Genomic DNA, 11258 nt, shown 5'->3' on the forward strand with positions numbered 1-11258 from the left:
ACGGGCTTCGCGGCCTCGCGCGAACTGCCGATCGTGTGGAAGATCGCCGTCGGCTCGGTGAAGAACAAGCTGCTCTACCTGCTGCCGCTGGCCCTGGTGCTGAGCTTCGTGGCGCCCGGCACACAGAGGCATTGCCGGCAGGCAGGCGCCGCCGGCCAGGACGGTCAGGAATCCGAGATGGACGAGAAGCCCGAGGGCAAGGGTCTGCGCAGCCGGGAATGGTTCGCGCGCCAGGACAAGATGGGGTTCTACTACCGCTCCTGGCTGCGCAACCGCGGCCTGCCCGATGACCAGTTCGACGGCCGCCCGGTGGTGGGCATCTGCAACACCTGGTCGGAGCTGACGCCCTGCAACGGGCATTTCCGCACCATCGCCGAGCATGTGCGCCACGGCATCCTGGAGGCCGGCGGCTATCCGCTGGAATTCCCGGTGCTGAGCCTGGGCGAGACGCAGATGCGTCCGACCGCCATGCTCTACCGCAACCTCGCCTCGATGGATGTGGAGGAGGCGCTGCGCGCCAACCCGCTGGACGGCGTGGTGCTGCTGATGGGCTGCGACAAGACCACCCCGGCGCTGCTGATGGGCGCGGCCAGCGTGGACCTGCCGGCCATCGGCGTTTCCGGCGGCCCGATGCTGAGCGGGCATTACCGCGGGCAGAAGATCGGCTCCGGCACCAACACCATCTCGATGAGCGAGCAGCTCCGCGCCGGCGAGATCACGCTGCGCCAGTTCCATGAGGCCGAGGGCGCCATGTCGCGCTCCGCCGGTTCCTGCATGACCATGGGCACGGCCTCCACCATGGCCTCGATGGTCGAGGCGCTGGGCATCGGCCTGCCCACCAACGCGGCCATCCCGGCGCCGGATGCGCGGCGCAACCAGCTCGCGCGGCTCGCCGGGCGGCGGATCGTGGAGATGGTGCGCGAGGACATGCGCATGTCGAAGATCCTGACGCGGCAGGCCTTCGAGAACGCGATCCGCACCCTGGCGGCGATCGGCGGCTCCACCAACGCGGTGGTGCACCTGCTGGCCATCGCCGGGCGGCTGGGCATCCCGCTGACGCTGGAGGATTTCGACCGGCTGGCGAGCGAGGTGAACTGCCTCGTGAACCTCAAGCCTTCCGGCGAGCATCTGATGGAGGATTTCTACTACGCCGGCGGCCTGCCCGTGGTGCTGCGGGAGCTGGTGGAGCGCGGCCTCCTGCATGGCGGGGCGATCACCGCCAATGGCCGCACCCTGGCGGAGAACGTGGCGGAGGCGGAGTGCTGGAACCGCGACGTCATCCATTCCTATGATGCGCCGTTCAAGCCCCATGCCGGCATCGCCATCCTGCGCGGCAACCTCTGCCCGGACGGCGCGGTGATCAAGCCTTCCGCCGCCTCGCCGCACCTGCTGCAGCACACCGGGCGCGCCGTGGTCTTCGAGAGCATCGAGGACCTGCACCACCGCATCAACGACGAGGATCTCGACATTGACGAGAGCTGCGTCATGGTGCTGAAGTATTGCGGGCCGAAGGGCTATCCCGGCATGGCCGAGGTCGGCAACATGCCGCTGCCGCCCAAGCTGCTGCGCCAGGGCGTGCGCGACATGATCCGCATCTCCGACGCCCGCATGTCCGGCACCGCCTATGGCACCGTCGTGCTGCATGTGGCGCCGGAGGCCATGGCGGGCGGCAACCTCGCCCTGGTCGAGAACGGCGACATGATCACCCTCGACGTCGCGGCGCGCAGCCTGAACCTGCATGTGTCCGACGAGGTGCTGGCGGCGCGCCGGGCCGCCTGGATGGCGCCGGAAACGCCGCTCGCCAAGCGGGGCTACACGAAGATGTATGTCGAGCACGTGCTGCAGGCGGACAAGGGCGTCGATCTCGACTTCCTCGTCGGCAACAGCGGCGCGCCCGTCGCCCGCGACAACCATTGACGCCGCCGGAGCGCCTTCCATGAGCCAAGCCAAGTCCCACGCCTATCGCGGCGTCTTCCCCGTGGCCCCGACCGTCTTCGACGACCGCGGGCGCCTGGACCTCGACGGACAGCGCCGGGCCATCGACTTCATGATCGATGCCGGATCGCACGGCCTCTGCATCCTGGCCAACTTCTCCGAGCAGTTCGTGCTGACGGACGAGGAGCGCGACCAGGTGATGCGGGCGGTGCTGGAGCATGTCGCCGGCCGTGTGCCGGTGATCGTGACCACCACGCATTTCGGCAGCGAGATCTGCGCCGAGCGCTCGAAGCGGGCGCAGGACATGGGCGCGGCCATGGTGATGGTCATGCCGCCCTATCATGGCGCGACCTTCCGTGTCGCCGAGCCCGGGATCCACGAGTTCTTCCAGCGCGTCTCGGACGCCATCCGCATCCCGATCATGATCCAGGACGCGCCGGTGGCGGGCACGCCGCTTTCCGCCGAGTTCCTGGCCCGGATGGCGCGCGAGATCGCCAATGTCGCCTATTTCAAGATCGAGGTGCCGCAGGCCGCCGCCAAGCTGCGCCGGCTGATCGAGATCGGCGGCGATGCGATCATCGGCCCCTGGGACGGCGAGGAGGCGATCACCCTGATGGCCGACCTCGATGCCGGGGCCACGGGGGCGATGACCGGCGGCGGCTATCCCGACGGCATCCGCCAGATCATGGACCCCTGGGAGGCCGGGCGGCGGGAGGAAGCGGTGGACGCCTATGCCCGCTGGCTGCCGCTGATCAATTATGAGAATCGCCAGTGCGGGCTGGTGGCGTGCAAGTCGCTGATGAAGGAAGGTGGCGTCATCCGCTCCGAGGCGGTGCGCCACCCGCTGATGCCGCTGCATCCGGCCACGCGCGCGGGGCTGATCGAGATCGCACGGCGGCTCGACCCGCTGGTGCTGCGCTGGGGGAGGTAAGGCATGGATGGGATTCGGCTGGGGCTGGTCGGGCTGGGCAAGATCGCGCGCGACCAGCACCTGCCCGCCATCGCGGCCACGCCGGGCATCGCCCTGGCGGGGATCGCCAGCCGCCATGCCGGGCTTCCGGATCTCCCCTCCTTCGCGACGCTGGAGGAGCTGCTGGCCTCCGGCACGCCCATCGACGCGGTGGCGCTCTGCACGCCGCCCCAGGGGCGCCACGCGCTGGCGGCGCAGGCCCTGGCCGCCGGCAAGCACGTGCTGCTGGAGAAGCCGCCCGGCGCCACGCTGGCCGAGATCGGCCCCTTGCAGGAGATGGCGCGGGAGAGGGGCCTGACGCTCTTCGCCACCTGGCATTCCCGCTTCGCCCCTGCGGTGGAGCCGCTGCGCGAGCGCCTCGCCGGGCAGCGCATCCGCGCGCTGCTGATCCAGTGGAAGGAGGATGTGCGCGTCTGGCACCCCGGCCAGGAATGGATCTGGGAGCCGGGCGGGCTCGGCGTCTTCGATCCGGGGATCAACGCGCTGTCCATCCTCACCCGCATCCTGCCCTTCCCGGTCTTCCTGACGGAGGCGGCGCTGTCCTTTCCCGCCAACCGCGCCGCGCCGATCGCGGCGGCGCTGCGCTTCGGTGCCGGGCAGGGCGGCGATCTCCGCGCCGAGTTCGACTGGCGCCAGACCGGGCCGCAGAGCTGGGACATTCACCTGGAGACCGGGGCGGAGCGCTTCACCCTCTCGCGCGGCGGGGCCCGGCTGGAACGGAATGGTGAGTTGCTGCTGGAGGCGCCGGAGGCCGAATATCGTGGAATCTACCGGCATTTCGTCGATTTAATCCAGGCGGGCGCTTGCGATGTGGACCTCTCCCCTATGATCCATGTCGCGGATGCCTTCATGCTGGGACGACGGATCACCGTGGAGGCGTTTCACGAGGCCTGAGAGCCTGGAAGCGGCCCACAACGATAACGAGCGAGGAAATGATGAAGCGCAGAACCCTGATGACCGCCTCCATGGCCATGCTCGGCGCCACCGGCCTCGCCACGGGGCTGGCCATGCCTGCCCATGCGCAGAAGAAGGGGAATGTGGGCATCGCCATGCCCACCAAATCCTCCACCCGCTGGATCCAGGATGGCGACAACATCGTCAAGGTGCTGAAGGAGCGGGGCTACACCACCGACCTGCAATACGCCGACGACGACATTCCCAACCAGCTCTCGCAGATCGAGAACATGCTGACCAAGGGCGCCAAGGTCCTGGTCATCGCCTCGATCGACGGCACCACCCTGTCCGACGTGCTGAACCAGGCGGCGGCGGCGGGCACCAAGGTCATCGCCTATGACCGGCTGATCCGCGGTTCGCAGAACGTGGACTACTACGCGACCTTCGACAACTTCCAGGTCGGCGTGCTGCAGGCGCAGTCCATCGAGTCCGCGCTGAAGCTGAAGGACGGCGCCGGCCCCTTCAACATCGAGCTCTTCGGCGGCTCGCCGGACGACAACAACGCCTACTTCTTCTACAACGGCGCGATGTCGGTGCTGCAGCCCTACATCGACAGCAAGAAGCTGGTGGTGCCGAGCGGGCAGATGGGCATGGACAAGGTCTCCATCCTGCGCTGGGACCCGGCGACGGCCCAGTCGCGCATGGACAACCTGCTCAGCGCCTTCTACAGCGACCGCCGCCTCAATGCCGTGCTCTCGCCCTATGACGGGCTTTCCATCGGCATCCTCTCCTCGCTCAAGGGCGTCGGCTACGGCAGCGGCAACATGCCCATGCCGGTGGTCTCCGGCCAGGATGCCGAGATCCCCTCGGTGAAGTCGATCCTGGCGGGCGAGCAGTATTCCACGATCTTCAAGGACACGCGCGAGTTGGCCAAGGTGACGGCCGACATGGTCGATGCCGTGCTTTCCGGCCAGGAGGTCAAGGTGAACGACACCAAGAGCTACAACAACGGCGTCAAGGTCGTGCCGTCCTACCTGCTCAAGCCGGTGATCGTGGACAAGGGCAACTGGGAACAGGTGCTGGTCGGCAGCGGCTACTACAGGAAGCAGGAGATCGTCTGACCTCCGGCGCGGGGCACGCGGCCTGCGTGCCCCGCATCCGGGCAGGAGGCTGAAACCGGAGGACGGCGATGGAACCCATCCTGGAAATGCGCGGCATCACCAAGCGCTTCGGCGTGGTGCGCGCGCTGAACAACGTCAACCTCACCGTCATGCCCGCCGAGATCCACGCGCTGGTGGGCGAGAACGGTGCCGGCAAGTCCACCCTGATGAAGGTGCTGAGCGGCGTCTATCCGCATGGCAGCTACGAGGGCGAGATCATCTATGACGGGCAGGCCCGCCAGTTCCGCGACATCAACGATTCCGAGGCGATCGGGATCATCATCATCCACCAGGAACTCGCCCTGGTGCCGCTGATGTCGATCGCGGAGAACATCTTCCTGGCCAATGCGCCCACCCGCTTCGGGGTGATCGACCGGGGCGAGGTGTACCGGCGCACGAGGGCGTTGCTGGCCAAGGTGGGGCTGACGGACTCGCCCGACACGCTGGTCACCGATATCGGCGTCGGCAAGCAGCAGCTGGTGGAGATCGCCAAGGCCCTGTCCAAGGAGGTGCGCCTCCTGATCCTGGACGAGCCGACCGCCAGCCTGAACGAGCGCGACAGCCAGGCGCTGCTGGACCTGCTGATGGAGTTCCGGGCGCAGGGCATCGCCTCCATCCTGATCTCGCACAAGCTGAACGAGATCTCGACCGTCGCCGACCGCATCACCGTGCTGCGCGACGGCCAGACGGTGGAGACGATGGACTGCCGCGAGGCGCCGGTGGAGGAGGACCGCATCATCCGCCGGATGGTGGACCGCGACCTGGAGAGCCGCTACCCGCACCACACGCCGCGGATCGGCGAGGAGATCTTCCGCGTCGAGGACTGGTCCGTGGACCATCCGCTGCACCCCGGCCGCAAGGTGGTGAAGGATGTGGGCTTCCACGTCCGGCGCGGCGAGATCGTGGGCATCGCCGGGCTGATGGGCGCCGGGCGGACCGAGTTCGCCATGAGCGTCTTCGGCCGCTCCTATGGCCGCAACATCACGGGCCGCGCCTTCCTGCAGGGGCGGGAGGTGGACCTTTCCACCGTGCGCCGCGCCATCGATGCCGGCCTCGCCTACGTGACCGAGGACCGCAAGCATCTGGGCCTGCTGCTGGACGAGGATATCCGCAAGAACATCACCCTCGCCAACCTGCCCGCCGTCTCCAGCCGCTCGGTGATCGACGACATCCGGGAGCTGAAGGTGGCGCAGGAGTTCCGCGCGCGGATGCGGATCCGCTGCTCCAGCGTCTATCAGGAGACCGGCAAGCTCTCCGGCGGCAACCAGCAGAAGGTGGTGCTGTCCAAGTGGCTCTTCTCGGGGCCGGAGGTGCTGATCCTCGACGAGCCGACCCGCGGCATCGATGTCGGCGCCAAGTACGAGATCTACCAGATCATCCAGGAGCTGGCCGACAGCGGCAAGGGCGTGATCGTCATCTCCTCCGAGATGCCGGAGCTGCTCGGCATCTGCGACCGCATCTGCGTGATGAACGAGGGGCGCTTCGTCGGCGAGTTCCCGGCCGCGGAGGCGTCCCAGGAACGGATCATGCGGGCCATCGTGAACAACCGCGCCCTCCGGCCGGAATCCATGGGAGAAACGGTGCCATGAGCGAACAGGCCACATTCCCCGGCCCGCCGCCGGCTCGGACGGGCCATGCCAACCTGGTGAAGGAAAGCCTGCGCAGCTACGGCATGCTGCTCTCGCTCTTCGCCATCATGCTGTTCTTCCAGGTGATGACCGACGGCACGCTGCTGCGGCCGCTGAACCTCACCAACCTCGTGCTGCAGAACAGCTACATCGTCATCATGGCGCTCGGCATGCTGATGGTGATCGTCACCGGCCATATCGACCTCTCGGTCGGCTCGGTGGCGGGATTCATCGGTGCCCTTTCGGCCGTGCTGATCGTGCAGTTCGGCATCCCCTTCGTGCCGGCGGCGCTGCTCTGCCTGGTGGCGGGCGGCATCATCGGCGGGATGCAGGGCTGGTTCGTCGCCTATCTGAAGATCCCCTCCTTCATCGTCACCCTGGCCGGGATGCTGGTCTTCAAGGGGTTGATGCTGTCCGTGCTGGGCGGCAGGTCGGTGGGTCCCTTCCCGGTGGAGTTCCAGCGCCTTTCCTCCGGCTTCATCCCGGAATTCTTCGGCCAGCAGGGTGGCGTGTACATGACCTCGCTCCTCCTCGGCGTGGTCATGGCGCTGGCCATGGTCTGGTTCGCCTGGCGCGGCCGGCTGCGGCAGCAGGGGCATGGGGTGGAGGTCGAGCCCATGCCCTTCTTCGCGGTGAAGACCCTCGTCATCGCGGGCATGACCATCTACCTGACCTTCCTGATCGCCTCCCACCGCGGCCTGCCCAACGTGCTGCTGATCATGCTGGTGCTGATCGCGCTCTATGCCTTCGTCACCAACCGGACGGTGGTGGGGCGGCAGATCTATGCCGTGGGCGGCAACGAGAAGGCGGCGAAGCTCTCCGGCGTGAAGACGGAGCGGCTGACCTTCCTCACCTTCGTCAACATGGGCATGCTGGCGGCGCTGGCCGGGCTGATCTTCACCGCCCGCCTGAACACCGCGACGCCCAAGGCCGGGCTGGGCTTCGAGCTCGACGTGATCGCCGCCTGCTTCATCGGCGGCGCCTCCGCCTATGGCGGCGTGGGCAAGGTGGTCGGCGCGGTGATCGGCGCGCTGATCATGGGCGTGATGAACAACGGCATGTCCATCCTGGGCATCGGCATCGACTACCAGCAGGTGATCAAGGGCATCGTCCTGCTCGGCGCCGTCTGCGTGGATGTCTATAACCAGCGGCGATAGCGTCACGGCTGGCATCGCGCTTCCCGGGGGAGCAAGGTTCCGCCTTTTTCCCCCGGCCTTTCCTGGCCACCGGGAACCTGGGCCTGGCGGCGGGCGGCGTGCTCTCGCGGTCCTGCGCGGTGGCGAAGCCATGCAGGACCGGCATCTGGTCCGGCGAACCTGTCCGTGGCCCAATGGCCGGCCGCTTGCCGCCGCCCGCGGCGGGCATGGCGAATTCCGGTGGGGCGGGCCCTGGGGCTCCGCCCATGGGGCGTGGGCCGGACCGGCGGCGACGGGCGGATGAAAGAGGAACGGAAGCATGGAATTCCTGACCCAACACGGGCTGCGCATGCCCAGGCTGGGCTTCGGCACCTGGCCCATGACGGGCGCGGAATGCGAGGCCGCGGTGAGGCAGGCGCTGGAGCTCGGCTACCGCCATATCGACACGGCGGAGCGCTACGAGAACGAGGATGCCGTGGGCGCCGGCCTTGCCGCCTCCGGCCTGGCGCGCGGCGATGTTCACCTGACCACCAAGGTCTGGTGGGACCATCTGTCGCCGCAGGCGATGCACGAAGCCATGGCGCGCAGCCTGGAGAAGCTGCGCACCGACCATGTGGATCTCTACCTGATCCACTGGCCGGCAAAGGACTGGGACCTGCCGCGCACCATCGAGGCGCTGGTCCGGCTGAAGGAGGAAGGCAAGGCGCGCCAGATCGGCGTGGCGAACTTTCCGCGCCCGCTGCTGCGGCAGGTGGTGGAGGAGCTGAAGGCGCCGATCGCCTGCCTGCAGGTCGAGTACCATGTGACGCTGGGCCAGGCGAAGCTGCTGGATTACACGCGCAGGCACGACATCGCGCTGACCGCCTACAGCCCGCTGGCCCGCAACAAGGTGGCGGAGATCCCGGAGATCCAGGCCATCGCGAGGAAGCATGGCGCCACGCCCGCGCAGGTCGCGCTGAAATGGCTGCTGGACCAGGACGGCGTCTCGGCCGTGCCCAAGGCCGCCAGCCGCGCCAACCAGCAGGCCAACCTGGATTCGCTGAAGCTGCAACTCGACGACGAGGACCGCGCCGCCATCGCGCGCCTGCCCAAGGACCAGCGGATGGTCAGCCCGGACTTCGCGCCGGACTGGAACGACGGGCCGGAGGGCTGAGGCCCGGCGCGGCGGGGAGGATGTTCCTCCCCGCCGCGCATCGGTTCAGGCCGCTTCCCGCCGCACCATGCGGAACAGCAGCTTGTGCTCGGCCGGATAGGCCAGGGCATCCTGCAGCGTCGGGTAGTAGTCGCTGCGCTTCCCCGCCGGCACGAAGCCGTCATAGCCGAAGCGCCGCACCGAGACGTCGAAGCCCGCCCCGGCGAAAGCCGCCGCATAATCCTCCGGCGAGCGGTCCTGCACCGGCGCGTGGGTGATGCCGCCGATCAGCTCGCGCCAGGCGGGCCAGAGCGGCATCGCCGTGTGGCAGCCGGTCACGGCATAGTACACGCCGCCTGGGCGCAGCGCCTCATGGATGCCGGCGGCATGCGCCGCGAGGTCCGGCAGCAGGTAGACGACCTCGTAGCTGAAGGCGATGTCGAAGCTGCCGCGCCAGGGCGAGAGATCCGCTGCCACGGCGAAGTCCAGCGGCGCGAGCCCCTTGAGGGCCTGGGCCGCCGCGATGGAATCCTCCGCGATATCGACGCCCAGCCCGTGCCGGAACGGCTTCAGCGCATGCAGCAGCCGCAGGAAGCCGCCGCGGTTGCAGCCGAAATCCAGCACGTCGCGCGTCGAGAGGTCGGTCTCGGGCACGATGTCGATGAAGTGGCGCCAGAGGGGGCGGTGCCCCTCCTCCATCGCCGCCTCCCGCGACGTGTCCCGGTACCAGGTGCCATAGGTCCTGTCGCTCATGTCCCCGCTCCCGCTCAGTCGATGATCGCTTGGTAGGTCAGCACCCGCAGCTCCCGCCGCAGCGGATAGGCCGAGGAAGGCATGAGCTGGGTCAGCAGGATCACCGCCATCTCCTCCGCCGGATCGACCCAGAAGGCCGTGCTGGCCGCGCCGCCCCAGGCGCATTCCCCCGGCGTGCCCAGGATCTGCGCCCGCGCCGGATCGAGCATCACGGAGAAGCCCAGGCCGAAGCCGACGCCCTCGTAGGTGCTTTCGGAAAACCGGGGCTGTCCCATCGCCGCCATGTCGCCGCGCAGGTGGTTGGTCATCATCAGCTCCACCGTCTTGCGGCCGAGCAGGCGGGTGCCGTCCAGTTCCCCCTTGTTCAGCAGGAAGCGGCAGAAGCGCGCATAGTCGCCCACGGTCGAGACCAGCCCGCCGCCGCCGGAGCAGATCCGGCGCGGGCGGCCGAAGCGGCTGTCCCGCGGGTCCTCCAGCAGCGCGACGCCGCCCTCCTCGCCGCGCCGGTAGTTGGCGGCGAAGCGCGGGAGCTTCGCCTCCGGCACATGGAAATCCGTGTCCGCCATGCCGAGCGGCCCGATGACGCGCTCCCGCAGGAAATCGCCGAAGTCCTGGCCGGAGATGACGGCCACCAGGTGCCCCAGCACATCCGTGGCGATGGAGTAGTTCCATTCCCGCCCCGGCTGCGCCAGCAGCGGCAGCGAGGCCGCGGTCTCCACCACCTCGCCCAGGCTGCGATCCGAGGTCTGGAAGTCCACGCCCCGCTCCCGGTACAGGGCATCGACCATGTTGGCGTGCATCATGCCGTAGGTCAGGCCGGAGGTGTGCGTCAGCAGGTCGCGGAAGGTGATGTCGCGTTCCGCCGGCACGGTCTCGTAGCTGCCGCGGCTGCCGGTGGTGAAGACGCGCATGTCCCGGAAGCAGGGCAGGAAGCGCGTGACCGGGTCGTCGAGCTGGAAGCGCCCTTCCTCGTAGAGCATCATGATGGCCACGCTGGTGAGCGGCTTGGTCATCGAATAGATGCGCAGGATGCTGTCCGGCGCCATCGGCACACCGCGCGCGATGTCGGCGAGGCCCGAGCAGCCGAGATGCGCCACCCGCCCGCGCCGCATCACCAGCGTGGTGGCCCCGGCCAGCCTGCCGTCCCGCACCTGCGCCTCACGCCAGGCATCCACGCGCGCCAGCCGGTCGCCGGAAAGCCCGACCTCCTCGGGGCAATCGGTCATCCTGTCCGTCATGCGCTGGCACTCCATGCTGCGAGGAGCGGCAGGGTGGCAGAGGACGGCCGGGAACGGAAAGACCCTCCGTTCCGAGGGTGATCCAGCGCGGCTCTGTGCCGGGGGGACAAGGCTCCGCCTTTTCCCCCGTGCCCCCCCTTATCCGCCAGGAACCTGAGGTTCCTGGACCTCCCAATCGTTGGTTCTCCCTGTTGCCGGATCGCGCCGGAGAGCCGCGCTCTCCGGCGGACTGCCGATGCCACCGGCGCGGACGGGGTGTCTTTCTTCTCTTCGGGAGCCCGGTGTCTCCACCGGCTCCCAGGGATCGGGCCGCAGGATGACGGCCACCATCGGCGCCAGCGAACCGGGTCCAGGGCCCGCAGGGTCCTGGCGGAGAGGGGGCCGGGGCGAGAGGCGGAGCCTCTCCCCCGGG

General features: G+C 68.6%; 9 protein-coding genes and 1 pseudogene. 8 read left to right on the forward strand and 2 right to left on the reverse strand.

Features of this window, described 5'->3' with window-relative positions; translation table 11 throughout:
* The 8 genes and pseudogenes from ROTAS13_RS28595 to ROTAS13_RS12205 all read left to right on the forward strand — a co-directional run.
* Positions 1–108: pseudogene (locus ROTAS13_RS28595) on the forward strand (DUF808 family protein); the annotation flags it as partial.
* 69 nt (positions 109–177) lie between these two features.
* Positions 178–1917, forward strand: a complete 1740-nt coding sequence (locus ROTAS13_RS12175; RefSeq protein ID WP_058390292.1) for an IlvD/Edd family dehydratase — start codon at positions 178–180, stop codon at positions 1915–1917.
* Between the two features lie 19 nt (positions 1918–1936).
* Positions 1937–2866 (forward strand): dihydrodipicolinate synthase family protein, encoded by a 930-nt coding sequence (locus tag ROTAS13_RS12180; RefSeq protein ID WP_019462163.1) that lies wholly within the window; start codon positions 1937–1939, stop codon positions 2864–2866.
* Positions 2867–2869: 3 nt separating this feature from the next.
* Positions 2870–3799 (forward strand): Gfo/Idh/MocA family protein, encoded by a 930-nt coding sequence (locus ROTAS13_RS12185; RefSeq protein WP_019462164.1) that lies wholly within the window; start codon positions 2870–2872, stop codon positions 3797–3799.
* Between the two features lie 38 nt (positions 3800–3837).
* Positions 3838–4920, forward strand: coding sequence for a multiple monosaccharide ABC transporter substrate-binding protein (gene chvE, locus ROTAS13_RS12190; protein ID WP_058390293.1), 1083 nt, complete (start codon positions 3838–3840; stop codon positions 4918–4920).
* A 68-nt stretch (positions 4921–4988) separates the two neighbouring features.
* Positions 4989–6548 carry a multiple monosaccharide ABC transporter ATP-binding protein gene (mmsA, locus tag ROTAS13_RS12195; RefSeq protein ID WP_019462166.1) on the forward strand — a complete coding sequence of 520 codons (1560 nt, stop codon included), beginning with the start codon at positions 4989–4991 and terminating at the stop codon, positions 6546–6548.
* Positions 6545–7744 carry a multiple monosaccharide ABC transporter permease gene (mmsB, locus tag ROTAS13_RS12200; RefSeq protein ID WP_019462167.1) on the forward strand — a complete coding sequence of 400 codons (1200 nt, stop codon included), beginning with the start codon at positions 6545–6547 and terminating at the stop codon, positions 7742–7744. The genes mmsA and mmsB overlap by 4 nt, the downstream gene beginning before the upstream one ends.
* A 298-nt stretch (positions 7745–8042) precedes the next feature.
* Positions 8043–8876 (forward strand): aldo/keto reductase, encoded by an 834-nt coding sequence (locus ROTAS13_RS12205; protein ID WP_075822477.1) that lies wholly within the window; start codon positions 8043–8045, stop codon positions 8874–8876.
* A gap of 45 nt (positions 8877–8921) precedes the next feature.
* Here the strand turns inward: ROTAS13_RS12205 and ROTAS13_RS12210 are convergent, their stop codons facing one another.
* Both ROTAS13_RS12210 and ROTAS13_RS12215 read right to left on the reverse strand, forming a co-directional pair.
* A complete protein-coding gene (locus tag ROTAS13_RS12210; protein WP_075822478.1) occupies positions 8922–9608 on the reverse strand; it encodes a bifunctional 2-polyprenyl-6-hydroxyphenol methylase/3-demethylubiquinol 3-O-methyltransferase UbiG in 687 nt (228 codons plus the stop codon).
* A gap of 14 nt (positions 9609–9622) precedes the next feature.
* On the reverse strand, positions 9623–10846 hold the full coding sequence (locus ROTAS13_RS12215; RefSeq protein WP_083755501.1) for a serine hydrolase: 1224 nt from the start codon (positions 10844–10846) through the stop codon (positions 9623–9625).
* Positions 10847–11258 lie beyond the last annotated feature (412 nt).

Source organism: Roseomonas sp. TAS13, from assembly GCF_001950415.1.
Lineage (GTDB): Bacteria > Pseudomonadota > Alphaproteobacteria > Acetobacterales > Acetobacteraceae > Roseomonas > Roseomonas mucosa.

What these genes read in the sequence shown, in the direction of transcription:
- ROTAS13_RS12175 (WP_058390292.1), top strand. Translation starts at nt 178, where the DNA reads ATGGACGAGAAGCCCGAGGGCAAGGGTCTGCGCAGCCGGGAATGGTTC.
- ROTAS13_RS12180 (WP_019462163.1), top strand. Translation starts at nt 1,937, where the DNA reads ATGAGCCAAGCCAAGTCCCACGCCTATCGCGGCGTCTTCCCCGTGGCC.
- ROTAS13_RS12185 (WP_019462164.1), top strand. Translation starts at nt 2,870, where the DNA reads ATGGATGGGATTCGGCTGGGGCTGGTCGGGCTGGGCAAGATCGCGCGC.
- chvE (WP_058390293.1), top strand. Translation starts at nt 3,838, where the DNA reads ATGATGAAGCGCAGAACCCTGATGACCGCCTCCATGGCCATGCTCGGC.
- mmsA (WP_019462166.1), top strand. Translation starts at nt 4,989, where the DNA reads ATGGAACCCATCCTGGAAATGCGCGGCATCACCAAGCGCTTCGGCGTG.
- mmsB (WP_019462167.1), top strand. Translation starts at nt 6,545, where the DNA reads ATGAGCGAACAGGCCACATTCCCCGGCCCGCCGCCGGCTCGGACGGGC.
- ROTAS13_RS12205 (WP_075822477.1), top strand. Translation starts at nt 8,043, where the DNA reads ATGGAATTCCTGACCCAACACGGGCTGCGCATGCCCAGGCTGGGCTTC.
- ROTAS13_RS12210 (WP_075822478.1), bottom strand. Translation starts at nt 9,608, where the DNA reads ATGAGCGACAGGACCTATGGCACCTGGTACCGGGACACGTCGCGGGAG.
- ROTAS13_RS12215 (WP_083755501.1), bottom strand. Translation starts at nt 10,846, where the DNA reads ATGACGGACAGGATGACCGATTGCCCCGAGGAGGTCGGGCTTTCCGGC.